Consider the following 19533-nt stretch of genomic DNA (forward strand, 5'->3'; position numbering starts at 1 on the left):
CCCAGAGGAGACCGTGCCATCCAGAGTATTGCATACCGTTTGTAGTCAGGGCTGATCGCGCCGGGGCGTGTCTGCAATACGAATTCCGGCGAGAGGGCAAGGCCGGTAATGACAAGGGTCTTCCACCTGCCGTTGATGACCGCACCGATCCTGTCACCGGGCGAAAAACCGTGCGCCTCTGCAAAGGCCTCGCTCACGATCACCTCGTTGTCCCTCGAAGAATCGACCATCCGGCCTCTCCGGATATAGAGCCTGTTGAGGAGCGGCGTGCCGCTGTCCGGTATCGAGACGAGCCGGGCCGTGACCGGCTCAGGGAAAACCTTGATATCGAGATTCACGTCAGCGACCACCCGCGTCTCAACACGGTCCACACCGGGTATCTCGCTGATACGCTGCTTCACGTTTTCCGGCGCCCGCTTCAGGGAAGCAAAGACCCTGGCAAAACCATAGTCCCGATAGAATATGTCCCGCGTGATGTTCAGCGAGTGCATGGTGCCGATCCGCCTCACAAAGGTGGCAACGCCGCTGCCGATAACCAGGGCAATGGCAAGGGCCTGGCCCTTCATCTTCCAGAGGTCACGCCAGAGCTTATGGTCGAGCGCCTTCACACCGTTACCAGTGCAGCTCGCGAGGCGGTTTTTTCGTTGCATTCGTCTTGATATCGCTGATCAGACCGTTGCTGAGATGGATCACGCGGTCGGCCATATCTGCGATGTCGACATTGTGCGTAATGATTACGGTTGTGGTACCGAGTTGACGGTTCACCTGTTCAAGAGCCTCGAGCACGACCACGCCGGTTTCAGAATCCAGTGCGCCGGTCGGTTCGTCGCAGAGCAGCACCTCAGGGTTCTTCGATATGGCCCTCGCGATCGCAACGCGCTGCTGTTCACCCCCTGAAAGCTGTGAGGGGAAATGGTCGAGCCTGTCGCTGAGATTGACCACGGCAAGCGCATCTTCTGGCTTCATCGGATCTTTTGCGATCTCGGTGACTACAGCCACATTTTCCTGCGCTGTAAGGCTCGGGATAAGGTTATAGAACTGGAAGACAAAACCGACATGGAACCTGCGGTATTCGGTCAGCTCCTTCTCCGTTGCCCGCGTAAGGTCCCTGTCCCGGTAAGTAACCTTTCCTGCGGTTGCCGTGTCGAGTCCGCCTAATATGTTCAGAAGCGTGGACTTGCCGCTGCCTGAAGGCCCTAAAAGCACAACCAGTTCTCCGGCGAACAGGTCCAGATCAATGCCCCGCAGCGCATGGACCTTCACCGCCCCCATCTCATAGACCTTTGTGAGCGCCCTGGTCATGAATACGGCGTCCTTCGGCTTGTCCGCAGTGCCCGGCATCTTTTGCTGCAGTGGATCCATAGTTGCTTTCTCCGCTACCAGTATACCGCAGAAGACCTGTCTTCAGCATGGGGGCAATGCTGATACTCAAGGTCCCGATGATCCTTTAATCTGCCATGTTGATCAGAAGGTTTTTACTCTGCAATCATAATTTTGTGATATATTCATACCAGAAACGAGACAGACCGAAAGTTCGTAAAGTAATCGTTCGGCAGAATAACAAATCAAGCAGCAGGAGGAATACACGATGATCCCGGAGAAACTGCTGGAAATCATGAAGAAGGATGGAGTTGTTGCTATCGCCACCCTGGGACCTGATGGACCCCACATGGTCAATACGTGGAATAGCTACCTTAGAATATCTCCAGATGGACGGCTTTTTATCCCCGCAGGTTACATGAACAAAACAGAGGCCAACATTGCCCACAATCCGAATCTTTTGATTACCTTGGGAAGCAGTAAGGTTGAGGGCCTGCATGGAGCGGGTGCCGGTTTCCTGATCAAGGGAACGGGAATGTTCGTGACGACCGGCCCTGATTTTGATTTCATGAAAGAAAAGTTCAGTTGGCTGCGTGCCACCCTGGCAGTTACAATCGAATCAGCCACTCAAACCTGGTGAAGCAGACTCTCGGGGAGAATGATTGAATGGTCGCTATAAAGACCGATAAATTTCATTTAATGTTGCGTGTGAAGCCCTGCCCAAATGATGCGCCTTTCTTTTGGTAATCGGTGATGCTTAAACTGAAAGTTCGTATCGCAATATTGCTAAATACATAAAATGATTAATAATCGCCTAATAAATTCAAACCTCGTAATTGCTATCCTGGCTGGTGTAGTCGCAATGGTGGGTATAAATAATATTTCAATATTCCTGCACTTGAGCCACGGCTTCTATCTTGCCTTCATTACCTTTATCATTATGGGTGTAATACTTGAACTTACGGCCCCCGAGAACACTAAATTAATTATGCTCGTATTCCTTGCATACGCTGCTATTTTCGTCGGTGTGGCGGTTGATGCATCTCTGGATTATTTCTTCAGAAACTTCGGTCGCAATCTCTGGGGTGCTGAGGTAGTCATGTGGTGGATCTTTGCCCCGATTCCGGTTAGTCTCGGTATCCTACTCATTAGAAAAACGGCTAAAAGAAAAAAGGGTGATGAAAAAGTCTGAGCTTTTCTCGTGATATTCAACACATTTGACAGCCGGCCAGTTTCGTTAACTTGTATTGTCAGTCACATCGTCAGGGCAGATAATTCTGCGTGAGAAAAAAGTATCAAAGGCAGCGTATCTCCCGCCGGTCAGTAACGATAATGCTCACCTTCTTGTCATGGTCATCTGTAGGCACTGACTCGATCACCTGCTCTTCGTACGTCGGAGCGACTACAGGCACAGGTTTCTGGAGTTCGGCAAGCAGCCGGTCGTAAAAGCCGCCGCCATACCCGATACGATTACCGGTTTCGTCAAACGCAGCGCCTGGTATGATAATCGCGGCGACATCGTTGATGCCGCATTTTCGGTCATCAGTCAGAACAGAGGGTTCAGGGATCTTCATGTATCCGGGGACTAGCTCATCACGGTTTTTGATTTCATAGAGCCCAAGGTTCTGCCCTTCCACTCTCGGAAGCACAACCCTTTTGCCCTCATCAAGCGCACGTTGTATCATGCCGAAGGTGTCGACCTCTGACCTGAAAGAGGCGAACAAGAAGATTGTCTTTGCCGTCTTGACCTCATCGAGGCTAAAAAGACGCTCCAGAATTGATTTGTCCTTGATCTTTTTTACTACCGGAGGGATGCTGTCTCTTTTTGCAAGGATCTCTTTTCTGAGAGAGGCCTTCTCAGGCATTCAATACTGTTTCGATCGCAGCCTTGATCTGCTTCACCTCTTCAACCGTCTGAGGCGCGAATTTGAAGGGAGAGTCGCCCTTGATATCAGCCTCCATGATCGCATGGCTGAAGCTGATATGTCCGGCAAGCTCCATGGTGCCGATTCCTTTTTTTACAAAATCCAGATCATCCTGTCCGCGTATCTTGTTGGCAACAACAAAGACGTTCTTTACACCCAGGCCCTTGGCCATATCACGGACAACACCAGCTGTCTGGATGCTGCGCTGTCCCGGCTCAATAACGACAATAAAGGCATCAACAGAATCAGCCGTGCCGCGCGTCAGATGCTCAATGCCTGCCTCCATATCAACAATCACCACTTCGTTCCTTTCAACTACCAGGTGGCGGAGAAGCCTGCGGAGAAGCACATTCTCAGGGCAGTAACAGCCTGATGAAGCAGCCTTGCCCTTGCCCATAATAAGGAGTGTTATGCCGTCGATCTTGTAACCAACTCCTTCGGGAAGATCGTCGACTTTCGGGTTGAGCTTGTAGATGCCCGGGCTGCCGGGCTTAGATCCGGTGCGTTCCTCGATCAATTCATTCATGTTGGCGATCGGCACAATCTTTTCCGCATCCGACCGGGAGACGCCAAGAGCAGAAGCAAGATTTGCATCGGGGTCTGCATCAACAGCAATCACTTTATTGCCTTCTGCTGCAAAAAGATAACTCAGAATAGAAGAAAGGGTTGTCTTGCCTACGCCGCCTTTTCCGGTAACTGCAATTTTCATGACCTGATTCTACCATTACGTAAAATCTGCTGTCAAAGCCATTTTTGCTTGATTTTTCAAAGAGTTATGAAGTATTATTTCGGATGGAAACAAAGAAACTTATCGAAGAGTCCGAGCTGTATCTCATGCATACGTACAACCGGTTTCCGATTGTTTTGAAAAAAGGCCGGGGACTGAAAGTATGGGACTGGGACGGCAAGGAGTATCTTGATTTTGTGGGAGGTATTGCCACAAACTGTCTTGGACATTGCCATCCCAAGGTCGTTGTCGCCATACAAAAACAGGCGCAGCGCCTTATTCACGTTTCGAATTTCTATCATATCGAACCACAAATACGGCTCGCAAAACTGCTTGTTGAGCATTCCTTTGCCGATAAGGTCTTTTTCTGCAACTCGGGAGCCGAGGCCAATGAGGCTGCAATCAAGCTCAGCCGGAGATATTTCAAGGAACACCTTGGCCAGAACAAGTTTGAGATAATCGCGGCACATAACTCCTTTCATGGCAGAACCATGGCGACGCTGACGGCAACCGGGCAGGACAAGTTCAAGATCGGCTTTGATCCGCTGCTTCCCGGCATCAAACATGCAGCCTTCAATGATATCGAAGACCTCAGGAGTGCAATAACAAATGAGACCTGTGCTATTTTGCTGGAACCTGTCCAGGGAGAGAGCGGAGTCCGGATTCCTGATGCCGATTACTTTAAACAGGTGAGAAAGCTCTGCGACGATAACAACGTGCTTCTGATCCTTGATGAGGTCCAGACCGGTATCGGCAGGACAGGCAAGCTTTTTGGTTACGAACATTTCGGTATTACGCCCGATATCATAACCATTGCGAAGGGTCTGGGCGGGGGCTTTCCGATCGGAGCCATGCTGGCCACTGATGAGGTTGCGGCTGCTTTTCAGCCCGGGACACATGCCTCCACCTTTGGCGGCAATCCCCTGGCATGCACTGCCGCGATCACAACCCTTGAGGTTCTGCTGGAAGACGGCTTCGTCCTGGACCAGTGCCGGAGAATGGGCAAGTATTTCAAAAAGAAACTTGAAGCACTGCAAAAAGACTTTCCTGAAACGATTTCAGAGGTGCGGGGTATGGGTCTGCTTATTGCCATGGAACTGTTTCGGGACTGCGCGCCTATTGTGAAAGCATGCATTGACCGGGGTGTGCTGATTAACTGCACTGCAGGCAATGTACTGCGGTTCATGCCACCGCTCATCGTCACGGAAAAAGATATCGACCACCTTGCCGACGTACTCGAGCAGGTGTTTGACTCATTGGCCTAAGGGAGAATCATGAATAAAGATATCCTGAAAATATCGGACCTGACAAAATCTGAAATAGAATCGGTAGTGAACCGCGCTGTTGCGCTCAAGGCCGGCAAAGATGCAGGTGCCTGCCCGCTGATCGGCAAGAATATCGGACTCTTCTTTGAGAAGCCCTCAACACGAACCCGGCTCTCCTTTGAGGCAGGTATCTATCAGCTTGGCGGCAATGCCATCTGCATGAATCCTGAGGAACTCCAACTTGGCAGGGGTGAGACGATCGCGGATACAGCCAGGACGATATCGCGGTATCTGAATGCCTTCATGATGAGGACCTTGTCTCATGCCACCATCGAGACCCTTGCAGCAAACAGCACCATACCGGTGATCAACGGCCTAAGCGATTTGCATCATCCCTGCCAGGCGCTTGCTGATGTGATGACCCTGCTCGAAAAGAAAGGCAGGATCGAAGGGCTGAAGGTCGCCTATATCGGCGACGGCAACAATGTCTGCAACTCCCTGATCGAAGCGGCTGCGGTCCTGGGCTTTCATCTGACAATCGCCTGTCCTGAGGGTTTTGAACCCCACAGCGAGATACTGGAAACTTCGCGTGCACAGGCAAAAAGCGAGATTCTCGTGCTCAGGGATCCCCGGGAGGCTGCGGGTATGGCTGATGCCGTGTACACTGATGTCTGGGTAAGCATGGGACAGGAACAAGAGGCTACGCATAAAAAGATGAAGTTTAAGGGATATCAGATAAATACAACGCTCCTCTCCTGCGCAAAGAAAGATGCTCTCGTTCTTCACTGTCTGCCGGCCCATCGCGGAGAAGAGATAACGGACGAGGTGATAGACGGGCCCCAGAGTGTTGTCTTTGATCAGGCAGAAAACCGCCTGCATACGCAGAAGGCACTTCTTGAGATGCTGCTCGTACATTAATCTTCATGGATAACGTCCTCTCAGTCATCGCACTTGGCGGTCTCGAAGAGATCGGCCTTAATATGACGGTCATGGAATACGGTGAAGATATGATCGTCATCGACGCCGGTCTTATGTTCCCGACAGAGGACATGTTAGGCGTTGATTTCGTCATCCCTGACTTCACCTATGTGCTCGAAAACAGAGACAAGGTAAGAGGGATATTTCTTACCCACGGGCATGAAGACCATGTCGGCGCTCTTCCTTTTCTGCTCAAGGAAATAAACGTTCCGGTATATGGCACACCGCTTACGATCGGTCTCGTCAGAGAAAAACTGAAAGAACACAAGATGGATGATATCCAGCTTATCACGGTTAACCCCCGGGACATCATTGAGGCCGGAGCGTTCACGCTCGAACCGATACGGGTGACCCACAGTATTGTTGACGGTGTTGCGTATGGGATAAAGACACCTGCAGGTCTCATCGTGCATACCGGAGACTTCAAGCTCGATCCGACCCCTGTTGACGGCAAACTCATGGACTTTCACAAATTCGCAGAGTATGGCGAAAACGGCACGCTGCTGCTCCTTTCAGACAGCACCAACGCGGAACGCGGCGGCTTCACCTTCTCTGAAAAAGAAGTGCGCAGGGCCTTTGAGGATATCTTTTCCGATGCAAAGGGAAGGATCATCATTTCAACGTTTGCATCGAATATACACAGGATACAGCAGGTGATCGATGTTGCGGTCATGTTTGGCAGAAAGGTCATTCTTACCGGCAGAAGCATGGTGGCAAATGCCCAGATAGCGCTTGATCTGGGGTATCTCAGCATACCGTCTGAAACCTGGCTGAAACTGGAAGACCTGAAGAACCTCAATGACAGCGAGGTCGTGATCATGACCACCGGGAGCCAGGGTGAGCCTATGAGTGTGCTCTCAAGGATCGCGACAGACGAACATAAGCAGATAAAGATCAAAGAAAACGACATCGTGATACTTTCCGCAAAGGTAATTCCCGGAAATGAGCGTGCGATTGGCCGGATCATCAACTACCTTTTCCGGCGGGGCGCAAATGTCATTTATGAAAAGGTATCGGAGATCCATGTCTCAGGCCATGCATCAAAAGAGGAGCTTAAGTTGATGCTGAACCTGGTAAGACCGAAATATTTCATGCCGGTGCACGGTGAGTACCGGCACAAATTCTACCATGCCAGGCTTGCAGAGAAGATCGGCATCCCGAAGGAAAACATCTTCAACCTCGAAAACGGCGATGTGCTCGAGGTCTCGGAGGACGAGACGCGCAAGGCAGGCAAGGTCGCCACAGGCCGCATCTTCGTGGACGGCAAGGGCGTGGGTGATGTCGAAGACATGGTGCTCCGGGACAGACGACGGCTGGCCCATGACGGCATCGTGATCGTTATCATCACGATCGAGAAATTGACCGGCAGCGTCGTATCCGGTCCTGATATCATTTCACGGGGATTTATCTTTGAAGATGCGTCACAGGATGTGCTCAATGATGTAAAGGAGCTTGTGTATCTGACCCTTTCCGGGATGACTCCTGAACTCATTGCAGACAAGGCCATTGTTGAGGCAAAGATCAGAAGCGTTCTTAAGAAATACCTCAGAAACACCATGGACCGCAAGCCCATGATCATGCCGCTTGTATTTGAAGTGTAGTGGTTCAGGATAGCAACCCGCCAAATCTGGTATAATCAACATCATGATAGAAGCCTTGATTTTAGGGATTGTGCAGGGTCTGACCGAGTTTCTGCCCGTCAGCAGCACTGCCCATCTTATCCTTTTCCCCTGGTTCTTCCGCTGGAGCGGAGAACTCGATTCACTCACCTTTGACGTTGCACTTCATGCAGGGACGCTGCTTTCTCTTGTCCTGTGCTTCTGGAAAGACTGGATCGACCTGCTCCTCAGGAGACAGAAACTTTTCATGCTGATCGTAATAGCATCAGTCCCGGCAGGCATTGCAGGCGTTCTGCTGGGAGATCTTGTCGAGCACGCCCTCAGGAGGCCTTCTCTTATTGCGGCATCGCTCGTCGTCTTTGGCGGCGTTATGCTGCTGGCAGAGAAAATGGGCAAGACACGGACCGTTGCCAGTATTGACTTTACCGATGCACTGATAATCGGTCTTGCACAGGCTGTCGCCCTCATCCCCGGGGTCTCCCGCTCGGGCATAACCATATCAGCCGGGTTGTTTCGCGGACTTGAACGCGAGGCTTCAGCGCGCTTCTCATTTCTGCTTTCGACGCCTATCATTGCCGGTGCAACGCTGCTTCATGCACGCAAACTTCTTAAGACAGGTGCTGACCATAACATGTCTCTTTTTCTGATCGGTTTTATTGCCGCAGCAGTTTCCGGATTTGCAGCCATAACGTTCCTTCTTAACTTCCTGAAGAAACACCCGCTGAATCTCTTTGCCTATTACCGGTTCGGGCTTGCCGTTGTTATCATTGCAGGGATATGGCTAAGAACCTAGGCAGGATAAAAGAGGAGATCCTCGGGGTCATATCGATCCTGTCCAGCCTTTACATTGGCCTAAGCCTCTTCAGTTTCACCAGGTGGGACTCATCGCTCTTCACCTATACGAAAACAGCCACGAAAAATTACGGTGGAGTAATCGGAGCCTATATCTCTGACCTGCTTATCTCCTTCATCGGTTTTGCCGCTTATCTGGTACCAGCTGCGCTTGTAGTCTATGGCGTCAGAAGGCTGATGAGCAGAGCAAAAAGGAGGGTCTACCTGCTTGGGACACTCCTTCTCATATTCTCCGTCTCTTTCCTTTCATCGCTTGTACTCAGGACCTTCCATGTTACGACAGAAAACAACCCCGGAGGCATTATAGGATCGTTGACCGCCGGCCTGCTTGAGCATTATCTATCGATGCTTGGCGCCTACCTGTTTGGACTCTCCTGCTTCTTCTCTTCACTTATCCTCTTGCTTCCGGTAGCCATCAGCCCTTCACTTTTTGCCCGCAAAGTCGGGGAGGAGCAAAAGAAAAAACCGGAGAAGGGTATCCTGCAGGATGACATCCTGATAACAGAACCGGAAGACGATATGCAGCCCGAAATCATTGAGCAGCTGCATTCAATAGAGCCCGATGAAGGATCCGAACCCGAGCCCAAGCAGAGGACACGGCCGCTCCAGAAGCCCATAAAAACAAAGGATGGCTATATCCTTCCGACCTTTGAGCTGCTTGCAGAATATGATACGTCAGCTGCACGGCCATCCAATGAGGAATTAAAGACAAATAGGGAACTGATTAAGGCCAAGCTCGCTAACTTCGATGTCGAGGGAGAGATTACGCATGTTCAGCCCGGGCCGGTGATCACGCTCTACAAATTCGAGCCGGCTCCTGGCGTCAAGATCAACAAGGTCGTATCGCTTGCCGACGACCTGTCACTGGCGCTGAAGGCCCAGAGCATCAGAATATCACCATTGGCAGGGGAAAACACGATCGGCATCGAAGTGCCGAACAAGAAGCGGGAGATCGTTTCTTTGCGGAGCATTATAGGATCTGACCGCTTTCAGAAGAGTCCATCCAAACTTACCCTTGCCCTGGGCAGGGATATTGCCGGGGAGACGGTCATCGCAGACCTCACCAAAATGCCGCATCTTCTTGTGGCGGGTCAGACCGGTGCAGGCAAGAGTGTTTCCGTAAACTCCATGATCATGAGCATCCTCTTCAAGGCTTCGCCGCGCGAGGTAAAGATGCTGATGATCGATCCAAAACTGATTGAGCTTTCGATGTATGACGACATTCCTCATCTCATCTCGCCGGTCATCACAAACCCCAAGCAGGCGGCAGAGGCATTGAGAAAGATGGTCTTTGAGATGGAGCGGAGATACCGGCTGCTTGCAGAAAAAGGCGCACGGAATATAGATGGATACAACAAGGTTGCGACAGAGGATGAGCAGATGCCCTTTATCGTCATCTTTATCGATGAACTTGCCGACCTCATGTTCGCATCGTCCCGTGAAGTCGAAGATTCCATAACAAGGCTGGCGCAGATGGCAAGAGCGGCAGGCATACATCTGATCATCGGCACCCAGAGGCCCTCCGTTGACGTTATCACCGGCATTATCAAGGCAAACCTGCCGTCAAGGATATCGTTTAAGGTAACAACAAAGATCGATTCAAGGACGATTCTTGACACCATGGGCGCTGAGCAGCTCCTCGACAAGGGCGACATGCTCCTTATGCTCTCAGGCCAGGGTATCAAGCGTGTGCACGGTGCGCTGGTGACCGAAGACGAGATCCATCAGGTCACCGCCTTTATAAAGCCGCAGGGCTCGCCTGACTACTCGATCTATGAGCAGATCCCTGTTGAGTCACCCGCTTCTTCTGAAGGGGATTCTGACGAACGGGATGAGATGTATTACAAGGCATGCGATTTCGCGGAGTCTGTCGGACAGGTATCGATCTCATCGATCCAGAGAAAGTTCAAGATCGGGTACAACAAGGCGGCACGTATCATGGAACTGATGGGGGACGACGGCCTTGTCGGCCCGCCAAAAGGCGCAGGCAAACCCCGCGATTTCCTCAGGAGGCCACTATGAATAAGAGTCAGTTGTTATATCGCTTTCCGACAATATGCCTAGTCCTAATCTTGGGTTCACTGGCAGCCCTTTCCCCTGCCGTCTCTCTGGGGGCTGGCACTGACGACGCAGTTGTCCGCATCCAGAGGGCGTATGAGGACATAAAGGACATGAAAGGCGTTTTCGTTCAGAAAAATGTGATCAAAGACCTGAACAAGACAGACACATACACCGGAGACTTTTTCGTCAAGAGACCGCTCAGAATGAAATGGGCCTACAAGGGCAAGGCCAGCCAGGACCTGCTGATAAACAATGATACGGTCCTTATCTATAAGAAAGGCGACAACCAGGCATACCGTTCAAAGTTCAACAAGGAAACCTACGGACAATCGCCGGTTGTGCTTCTTACCGGCATGGGAAATATCAGGGAAGAGTTCGTGGTCACCGGCACAGAGAAAGTCCTTACGCTGAAGCCAAAGAAACCTATGGCCGGGATCATATCGATTACCCTGCACCTCTCTGATACCGGTTTCCCGATCAGGTCCTTCACGATCAGGGATGGCCGTAACACAGTCGAGATCGAACTGAATGATGTCAGGATCAATACCGGAATCAAAGATTCGCTCTTTGACCTGCATCTGCCTAAAGAGGTAAATGTCTTTGAACAGCCTTCTTGAAATTGAAACGATAACGCATATTCGCCGTAAGCCGATTACGGCAATACTGCGCCCCATGCAGAAATAATTTCGGACCATGCTGATCCTCGGCATAGATACCTCTTGTGATGACACTTCTGCAGCGGTTGTTCAGGACGGCAGAAAGATCATTTCCAATATCGTTTCGAGCCAGTCCGATATTCATACCAAATATGGCGGCATTGTGCCTGAGCTCGCCTCACGGCGACATATCGAGATGATCCTGCCGGTTGTTGAAGAGGCGCTGAATCAGGCAGGCTTTGCGCTTCCGGATCTTTCAGCATTGGCCGTCTGCCACGGCCCCGGCCTCATCGGTTCTCTCCTCGTGGGCTGCTCTTTCGCAAAAGCGATAAGCTACGGAAAAAATATTCCTCTCGTCGGTGTCAACCATCTCGAAGGCCATCTGCTGTCTCCGTTTCTTGAAGAGCAGGCCCCTGAATTTCCGTTTATTTCCCTTGTCGTTTCCGGCGGCCATACCAGCCTTTACCTTGCAGAAGACTATGGAAGATATACCGTAATGGGAAAGACCCGCGATGACGCAGCAGGTGAGGCCTATGACAAGGTCTCAAAACTCCTCGGACTGGGCTATCCGGGCGGCCCGATTATCGACAGTCTGGCCAGGGAGGGAAATCCCAAGGCTGTCTCTTTTCCGAGGGCCTATCTCCCTGATACCCTTGATTTCAGTTTCAGCGGGTTAAAAACAGCAGTGCTCCAGCATGTCAAAGGCTTGCCTTCTGATCCGGCCCTCAGCACAGCCCCATCGCGTCTCCCTGACATTGCGGCCTCTTTTCAGGCAGCGGTTCTGGATGTGCTCGTCAGAAAGACCGAATGGGCGGTCAGTAAGACAGGGATTCGAAGGGTTACCCTTTCAGGCGGTGTATCTGCAAACAGCGGCCTCAGACAGAAAATGACCGAGATGGGGAAGAAAAATAATGTTGAAGTGTTTATACCATCGGTTGCGCTCTGCACAGACAATGCTGCCATGATCGCAGCTGCAGGCTATCACCGTTTTCTGAAAAACGAGTCAGCCGGCCTTGACCTCAATCCCAAGGCCTACCTGTCGCTGTAAATCAGATTTTGTTTCGCTTCAACCTGACGAGAAACGCCACAGCAGTGGTGAACATAACAATGCTGATGCCCTGTGAGGTCGAAATGCCTGGCATCACAAAACCTCTTTCGATATCTCCCCTGAAAAGTTCGATAAGCGCCCTGATGATAGAATAGTTCAGGACATACATCCAGAAGACCTGGCCATGGAATGTCTTCTTCTTTCTGATCAGGATAAGGATGGCAAAGTTCAGCAGTTCTGCAGCGGATTCATAGAGCTGGGTCGGATGAAGAGGCACACCAAGGATCGCAAGAGACTCGGGATTGCTGAAGGTGACTGCCCAGGGAAGGTCAGCAGGCTTTCCATAACAGCAACCGGCACAGAAACAGCCCAGCCTGCCTAATGCATGGCCGATTGCAATAGACGGAGCCCATACATCAATAGTCTGCCAGAGCTTGAGCCCCTGTCTCTTTACATAGATGATGACCGTAGGCAGGGCGAAGATGACTCCGCCGTAAAAGACAAGCCCGCCCTCCCATATCTTTATCATGTCAACAGGATGTTCGGCAAAATGGGGCCAGTTTGTTGCGATGAACAGGATCCGAGCACCGATAATGCCTGAAAAGAGCGCATAGAAACCAAGATCAGTGATCTTATCCTTTGGCAACCCTTCCCGCGCCGCCTGTCTGAGGGCAAGCAACAAGCCAAGCAGAAAGGCCGAAGCAATCATAAAGCCGTAGGTATGGATCGTAAGAGGGCCTATTTTGATAAGGACAGGAAACATTATCTCTTTTTTCCGAGGATACTGATCGCCATAAAGACCATACCGACAGAAAGGGCGGAATCAGCCACATTGAAAGCAGGCCAGTGATGCCCGGCAACGGCGATGTCAACAAAATCAACAACGTACCCGAGGGTAAGCCGGTCAATAAGGTTTCCCGCAGCACCCCCTGCAAGCAGAGCAAAGATGCGGTGGTCTTCCTTGTCCTTTATAATGACCCATGACATGAAGATAATCGCAGCAACAGAGATGCAGATGAAAAAGATGTTTCCGAAGCTCTTGAACATGCCAAAGGCAGCACCCCGGTTCTGCACATTGACCAGATTCAGCAGAGGCAGGAGCTCTATACTTTCGTATGCTCCGATATGAGTCCTGGCAAGATATTTTGTTATCTGGTCAAGGACGATAACAGCCAAGGCGATGATTAAGGAAAGCACAATTCTTTTTTTCATTGCCTAACTCACCTACTTCCGGTTGACCGCTTCGTAGCATCGATTGCAGACCTCAGGGATGTCGCTGAAGGTGCCGACACTTTCAGACCAGTTCCAGCACCTCTGACATTTGCTTCCGGATGACCGCTCCACCAGCACCTGGAGCCCCTTGATCAACATGCCTTCATGCGACTCAGGCAAAGCGTCTTCACGCAGGGTGACTGCAGAGACGAGAAAGAACATCGGCAGGAATGCCGCATATTGTCCGGCAAGCTGTTGGTATTCAGAGGGAAGACAGAGCGTTATTTTTGCCTCAAGAGAGTTACCGATAAACTTCTCAGCTCTCTTGATCTCAAGCGCCTTGTTCACCTCATCGCGAAGGGTGAGCAGTCTCTTCCACCGTTCATCGAGCTCCGCATCAATGAACCGTTCATCGGCTTCAGGGAATGACGCAAAAAACACAGAAGCGTGGTCTTCTGCTGATTGCCCTTTGCCCTTCGCAGGTATATATCCCCAAACCTCCTCTGCCGTAAAGGTGAGCACCGGCGCCATGAGCCTTGTCAGCACGGAAAGGACCTCAGAAATTACCCACTGACTTGAGCGTCTCTCAGCAGCATCTGCTCTGGCAGTGTAGAGCCTGTCTTTGAGGATATCGAGATAGATCGAACTCATATCAACAACGCAGAAGTTATGAATCGAATGAAAGACCTCGTGAAATTCAAAGTTCTCGTATGCCCTGGTCACTTTTGAGATCAGACCCTGGAGTCTGCCCATGGCCCAGCGATCGATCTCCTGCAGCTGACCAGAATAGTCCTGATAATCAAAATCAAAGAGATTGCTCAGCAGGAACTTGCTGGTATTTCTGATTTTTCTGTACGCCTCGGTAAGACGGTTCAGGATCTCCTTCGATATTCTGATGTCATCGCGATAGTCTTCAGCAGATACCCAGATACGCAGAATCTCGGCGCCGAAGCTCTTGATGATCTCCTGGGGCGCGATCACATTGCCCTGCGATTTGGACATCTTCTTTCCAGCCCCGTCGACAACAAATCCATGGGTCAGCACCGTCCGGTAAGGAGCAGACCCGCGCGTGCCGACTGATGCAAGGAGCGAACTCTGGAACCAACCCCGGTGCTGGTCACTGCCTTCGAGATACATATCCGCCGGCCAGGTAAGCCTGGGATCATTTTCCATAACCGCCGCATGGCTCACGCCGGAATCGAACCAGACATCAAGTATGTCCATCTCTTTGCGAAACTCGGAAGAGCCGCATTTTCTGCAGGCATATCCTTCGGGAAGAAACTCCTTTGCCTCTTTTATGAACCAGACGTCTGCGCCGTCTTTTTCGACATGACTCACAATGCTGTCGAGCACGGCTTCATCTTTCACAAACTCACCGCAGTCATTGCACTTTATGATCGTGATCGGAACACCCCAACTGCGCTGGCGTGATACGCACCAGTCAGGTCTGGACGAGACCATATTGTAAATTCTGTCCCTGCCCCAGGCAGGTACCCAGTTGACCCTGTCGATCTCTTCGAGACACTTTTTGCGCAGGCCCTCGTGCTCGACAGATATAAACCACTGCTCTGTCGCACGGAAGATGACCGGCTTTTTGCAACGCCAGCAATGGGGATAGGAATGCGTGATCTTCTCTTCTTTTATAAGCGCATTACGGGATTTCAGCGTATCGATAATAACACTGTTTGCCTTGAATACGAACTGCCCCTGAAGGTCTCCAGCCAGCTTCGTAAATTTGCCGCCATCATCCACCGGCGCAAAGATTTCAAGACCGTATTTCAGGCCGACCTCATAGTCGTCTTCACCATGGCCCGGAGCAATGTGGACGATACCGGTGCCCTCTTCCAAAGAGACAAAATCGCCAAGCACACACTTTGATCTTCTTTCAATAAAGGGATGCTGCGCCTCGATGCCTTCAAGGTCTTTGCCGACCTTCCTCGCAAGCACAGTACCGATAAGCCCTATCCTCTCCTGAAGCGCCTCAAGTCTGCCTTCAGCAACAATATAGACTTCATCATTCTGTTCGACCGCTGCATATTGCAGTTCAGGATGGAAGGCAACGGCAAGATTTGCAGGAAGGGTCCAGGGCGTCGTGGTCCAGATAAGCACAAAGACCTTCTTGCCTCTGAGTTCAGGAGAAAACGCCGTGGCATTGTCGTCATCAAGCATAAACTTCACAAAGACCGATGGAGATTCCTTGTCAGTGTATTCGACTTCAGCTTCAGCCAGCGCAGTCACACAGGATGGGCACCAGTGCACAGGCTTTTTTCGTTTGTGCACATAACCGTTTTTCACGAACCGGTTGAACTCCCTGACGATCGAGGCCTCATACTCATATGTCAGCGTAAGATAGGGCTCTGACCAGTCTCCAAAGACACCTAAGCGCTTGAACTCATCCCTCTGCAGACAGACAAACTTCTCCGCATATTCCCTGCAGAGCTGCCTCTTTTCAATGAGACTGACGCTGTCCTTCTTATCGCCGAGGTTCTTGTCCACCTGCAGCTCGATCGGCAGCCCATGGCAGTCCCATCCAGGCACATAAGGCGCTCTAAACCCCTTCATCGTCTTATATTTGACGATAATGTCCTTCAGGATCTTATTCAGCGCGTGGCCCATATGAATGTTGCCGTTTGCATAGGGTGGACCGTCATGAAGGATATAGGGTTTGCGACCCTTGCCCTGCTCCTGGATCTGTCTGTAAATATTCTTTTCGTCCCATGCCTTGAGCATCTCGGGTTCTCTCTGTGCAAGGTTCGCCTTCATAGGAAAATCCGTCTGCGGAAGATTAAGTGTGTCTTTAAAATCTCTTGTCATGGCCGGTTTCGTTACCACCTTTTCGTTATTAACAGGATCAGACTGACCCTGCGGTTCCTGCTCCACAGAAGTCTGAGCCACAGGCTGTTGCACAGGTTCAGTGGCTTGGGCTGCAGCGTGTTCCAAAGGAGCTTCTGCAGGAAGCGGTATCTGTTTCTGCGGATTAATTACCCAGATGCTGCCGAAGTCCTTTTCCTGATAGACCCTCGCCATGCCCAGCCTGAGGAGCTCAAGCAGGGCGAGAAAGGTCACGATCAGCTGCACCCTGCTGCTGCTGCCGGCAAAGAGGTCCTCAAATCTGATCGTGTCGATGCCCTCGAGCAGCTCGGCAATATGCATGATGCGGTCCTTTACCGTAAGCGTCTCCTTGGTAATTGTCCTCACCTCAGGGGGAGCATTATCCAGGATCTTTTTGAAGGCGCCAAGCAGATCAAAAAGGTTTATGTCAAAGAGATAGAGTTCCTGCTGCTCTTCCGACTTTTCCTCATCGAATTCAGTCCTCTCTCTCATAAAAAGCTTTAGGGCCTCATCTTCCTTTTCCTTCAGGATCGATGCAGCATCCTTATATCCCTGATATTCGAGAAGCCTCTGGACAAGTTCAAGCCGCGGGTCTTCCGTCTCTTCGAGAGGCGCCTCCTCATCTACAGGCAGCATCATCCTGGACTTGATCTGGATAAGGGTCGCTGCCATAACGATGAATTCGCCCGCGATATCGAGGTCCAGCTCCTTCATCATTTCTATGTAATGGAGGTACTGGCCGGTAATCAGGGATATGGGAATATCATAGATATCCACCTTGCTCTCCCGGATAAGATGCAGGAGAAGGTCCAGAGGTCCTTCAAACACTGGCAGTTTTACGCTATACAGGTCTTCCATAATCAGCAGATCACCTTAATACGGGTCATTTTGAGTAGATATTGTAACAAATTGAGCCGGAAATTAGCCTCAATTTGATTTCATACCGAAAGCGTAGTATTCTTAAGATTATGAAAGTGAGCAGAATCGTTTCAGCCTTTCTCTTGCTCCTGGCCCCTGTCGCTTTGTCTGAAGCAGAGATATCGCAGCACTTTGACCGGTCCGGCAAGCTCGTCTCTGCAGGAAGAAGACCGTTGCCTCCCCAGGCGCAAAGGATGAGAAAATATTCCGTGCCAGAGGGCATAGAGCTTCGACCTGACGTCCATTATGAGTTTTATCCTGTCTTTGGCAAAACCTTTGCCGAGATCGTAAAATCTGCAGAAGAAAACGGTCCGCTCAATACGAAAACAAAAAAGCGTCAGCCTTCGACCTACAACTGGAGCCTGGGATGGGCCTATGATTTTTCCTACAGTCTCGAACCGGATGAGGAAAATGAAAAGGTCCATTGCGACTTCACGATTTTTGAGCCGGCCCTGACATATGAAATTAGCGTTACGCTTCCTGCCCTCACCGATGATTCCGCACTGAACCCCATGGAAAAAGACCTCTGGAAAAACTATGTTGCGGCTCTCCTTGAACGTCTGCATGGCAGGATTAAGATCATCACGGACGATACCAGAGATGATATTGTCAGGCAGTTTAGCGAGATAGCCTATCTCTCTCTCAGTGATGAAGAAGCGGCAAACGCAGAAAAGATTGTTGAACGTTTTGTAAAGACGGAAACGGAGAAGATAGGCAGCAGGATTATAAGACAGATTCAGCAGAAACTCGATGCATATGATTCAGGCACCACGCGGGATATGGACCCAAAACCGGCAAAGACGCCCTCGAAAAAATAAGGGCCCTCAGACATAAGGGAACTTCGCAGACTGATAGTCTGCCGGCAATCAGATTTCTCGATCAGACGTTTGACTGAACAGCCTGTGCTCTCTTACAGCATCACTTTTTTTGCAAGAAGGGCGTTACCCATTTTTTCGCCTACCTCACGCGATGCCTTGCCGATAGCAGCACGGATCGCTTCGATGCTGGTGTCATTAAACCATCTGCCTTCCGGAGACCGGTAAAAACGGACAACTTCCCCGAGTTCCTCATCAGTAAGGCTGCGATACGTAAATGCAAGGGAAACCAGCAGTTCTCTGACAAGCTGTTCCCTTGGTACTCCCCTGACGCTACCCACAAGGGTATCGATCTCTTCCGAATTCATCCTGCCGCTGCCCTGCATCCCGACCTGCATACCCTTAAGCATCTCAAAAAGAGAACCTGCGATGATATCAACATTCAGTTCAGTCGCCCGCACTGCTTTTTCGATATCGCTGATGCGCTGCTTGCGGCTCTTCTGCATTCTTTCATATTCCTCTTGATAGGCGGCCGACTTTTTCAGCATCTCCGGCATGTTGGCAGCAACTTCGAGATCGGCGATCTTCTTACCCAAAGGTGACTTGAGCCACTGCAGGACGGAAGAGATATATTGTTTATTGAAACGCACACTGAAGGTGTCTGCTACGGGAGGATAGATCTTATGGAGCCTGTATGAGTCCCTGAGGAAATGAAGGACGTCGCTATTGTGCCTCCCTTCGCTCATGCCAAGCCGGAACTGGGGAAGCGCACTGCTCAGGATTTCCGCATAGTTTTCCATCTGCTTCTTTGCCCCAGAGCGTTCGAGAAGATCATGGATAAGGCCCTGATCCTCGGGGGAGAGTCCTGCGTGAACAGGCACCTTATCCGATGAAATTTCAGGATCGATGAGATAGGCCTGATCAAAATAATCCTTTGAACGTTCAAAATTTCTGAGTTCGTAATAGGCATAGCCAAGCAGATAATAGACTGCAGGGTCAGGCTTTAGGACAACATAGTTTTCGAGATAGGGGATGGCGCGTTTATACTCCCTTGCTTTGAAATGCTTCATCGCCTTTTCGTAGGTCTCATCGTAGGCAAATGCCGCTGATCCCGTAGCGAGAAACATCATGCAGCAGAAAATTATGATGCTCTTTTTCAAGGTCCGCTCCTCCAGCCCGATTTTGTTTTTGCTGAACATTTTACCCGAAATCGTGCAGAGAAGTCACAGAATGAGAGTTTTAAGGCCTGGGATCAATAACTCTGAACGGCCGGAACAGAAAAAAAAAGCGCATCCTTTCGGATGC

General features: G+C 50.7%; 18 protein-coding genes. 10 read left to right on the forward strand and 8 right to left on the reverse strand.

Features of this window, described 5'->3' with window-relative positions:
* Together HZB31_11005 and HZB31_11010 are read right to left on the reverse strand one after the other, a co-directional pair.
* On the reverse strand, positions 1 to 650 hold a 650-nt coding region (locus tag HZB31_11005; protein MBI5848455.1), incomplete at its 3' end, for an ABC transporter permease.
* A complete protein-coding gene (locus HZB31_11010; protein MBI5848456.1) occupies positions 613 to 1341 on the reverse strand; it encodes an ABC transporter ATP-binding protein in 729 nt (242 codons plus the stop codon). The genes HZB31_11005 and HZB31_11010, both read right to left, overlap by 38 nt.
* Before the next feature lie 247 nt (positions 1342 to 1588).
* Between HZB31_11010 and HZB31_11015 the strand changes: the two genes are divergently transcribed.
* A complete protein-coding gene (locus HZB31_11015) occupies positions 1589 to 1960 on the forward strand; it encodes a pyridoxamine 5'-phosphate oxidase family protein (protein MBI5848457.1) in 372 nt (123 codons plus the stop codon).
* A 159-nt stretch (positions 1961 to 2119) separates the two neighbouring features.
* Entirely contained in the window at positions 2120 to 2512 is a 393-nt protein-coding gene (locus HZB31_11020; GenBank protein MBI5848458.1) for a hypothetical protein, read from the forward strand.
* 103 nt (positions 2513 to 2615) lie between these two features.
* Here HZB31_11020 and HZB31_11025 read toward each other — a convergent pair whose 3' ends face one another.
* On the reverse strand, positions 2616 to 3185 hold the full coding sequence (locus HZB31_11025; protein ID MBI5848459.1) for a 5-formyltetrahydrofolate cyclo-ligase: 570 nt from the start codon (positions 3183 to 3185) through the stop codon (positions 2616 to 2618).
* Positions 3178 to 3954 carry an AAA family ATPase gene (locus HZB31_11030; protein MBI5848460.1) on the reverse strand — a complete coding sequence of 259 codons (777 nt, stop codon included), beginning with the start codon at positions 3952 to 3954 and terminating at the stop codon, positions 3178 to 3180. The genes HZB31_11025 and HZB31_11030 overlap by 8 nt, the downstream gene beginning before the upstream one ends.
* Before the next feature lie 83 nt (positions 3955 to 4037).
* On the opposite strand from HZB31_11030, the gene HZB31_11035 reads away from it, so the two are divergent.
* From HZB31_11035 to tsaD, 7 genes are all read left to right on the forward strand, one after another.
* The gene (locus tag HZB31_11035; protein MBI5848461.1) at positions 4038 to 5237 is read left to right on the forward strand and encodes an acetylornithine transaminase; all 1200 of its coding nucleotides are present in this window, start codon (positions 4038 to 4040) and stop codon (positions 5235 to 5237) included.
* Between the two features lie 9 nt (positions 5238 to 5246).
* The gene (gene argF / locus HZB31_11040; GenBank protein MBI5848462.1) at positions 5247 to 6155 is read left to right on the forward strand and encodes an ornithine carbamoyltransferase; all 909 of its coding nucleotides are present in this window, start codon (positions 5247 to 5249) and stop codon (positions 6153 to 6155) included.
* A gap of 5 nt (positions 6156 to 6160) precedes the next feature.
* A complete protein-coding gene (locus tag HZB31_11045; protein MBI5848463.1) occupies positions 6161 to 7816 on the forward strand; it encodes a ribonuclease J in 1656 nt (551 codons plus the stop codon).
* 43 nt (positions 7817 to 7859) lie between these two features.
* Positions 7860 to 8627, forward strand: coding sequence for an undecaprenyl-diphosphatase UppP (gene uppP / locus HZB31_11050; protein ID MBI5848464.1), 768 nt, complete (start codon positions 7860 to 7862; stop codon positions 8625 to 8627).
* Entirely contained in the window at positions 8612 to 10708 is a 2097-nt protein-coding gene (locus tag HZB31_11055; GenBank protein ID MBI5848465.1) for a DNA translocase FtsK 4TM domain-containing protein, read from the forward strand. Before uppP ends, HZB31_11055 begins: the two co-directional genes overlap by 16 nt.
* Complete coding sequence (locus HZB31_11060) at positions 10705 to 11364, forward strand: outer membrane lipoprotein carrier protein LolA (protein MBI5848466.1); 660 nt, start codon at positions 10705 to 10707, stop codon at positions 11362 to 11364. Before HZB31_11055 ends, HZB31_11060 begins: the two co-directional genes overlap by 4 nt.
* Positions 11365 to 11440: 76 nt before the next feature.
* Entirely contained in the window at positions 11441 to 12451 is a 1011-nt protein-coding gene (gene tsaD, locus HZB31_11065) for a tRNA (adenosine(37)-N6)-threonylcarbamoyltransferase complex transferase subunit TsaD (GenBank protein ID MBI5848467.1), read from the forward strand.
* A gap of 1 nt (position 12452) precedes the next feature.
* Here the strand turns inward: tsaD and lgt are convergent, their stop codons facing one another.
* From lgt to ileS, 3 genes are read right to left on the reverse strand one after another with little or no spacing between them, the layout of a single operon-like run.
* Complete coding sequence (lgt, locus tag HZB31_11070) at positions 12453 to 13214, reverse strand: prolipoprotein diacylglyceryl transferase (GenBank protein MBI5848468.1); 762 nt, start codon at positions 13212 to 13214, stop codon at positions 12453 to 12455.
* Positions 13214 to 13663 (reverse strand): signal peptidase II, encoded by a 450-nt coding sequence (gene lspA / locus HZB31_11075; GenBank protein MBI5848469.1) that lies wholly within the window; start codon positions 13661 to 13663, stop codon positions 13214 to 13216. Before lspA ends, lgt begins: the two co-directional genes overlap by 1 nt.
* 12 nt (positions 13664 to 13675) lie before the next feature.
* Complete coding sequence (ileS, locus tag HZB31_11080) at positions 13676 to 17353, reverse strand: isoleucine--tRNA ligase (protein ID MBI5848470.1); 3678 nt, start codon at positions 17351 to 17353, stop codon at positions 13676 to 13678.
* Between the two features lie 110 nt (positions 17354 to 17463).
* Here ileS and HZB31_11085 point away from each other — a divergent pair, with 110 nt between their 5' ends.
* A complete protein-coding gene (locus tag HZB31_11085; protein MBI5848471.1) occupies positions 17464 to 18231 on the forward strand; it encodes a DUF922 domain-containing protein in 768 nt (255 codons plus the stop codon).
* Between the two features lie 92 nt (positions 18232 to 18323).
* Here HZB31_11085 and HZB31_11090 read toward each other — a convergent pair whose 3' ends face one another.
* Positions 18324 to 19388 carry a DUF2059 domain-containing protein gene (locus tag HZB31_11090; protein ID MBI5848472.1) on the reverse strand — a complete coding sequence of 355 codons (1065 nt, stop codon included), beginning with the start codon at positions 19386 to 19388 and terminating at the stop codon, positions 18324 to 18326.
* Between the last annotated feature and the right edge of the window lie 145 nt (positions 19389 to 19533).

Source organism: Nitrospirota bacterium (assembly GCA_016235245.1).
GTDB lineage: Bacteria > Nitrospirota > Thermodesulfovibrionia > Thermodesulfovibrionales > UBA6898 > UBA6898.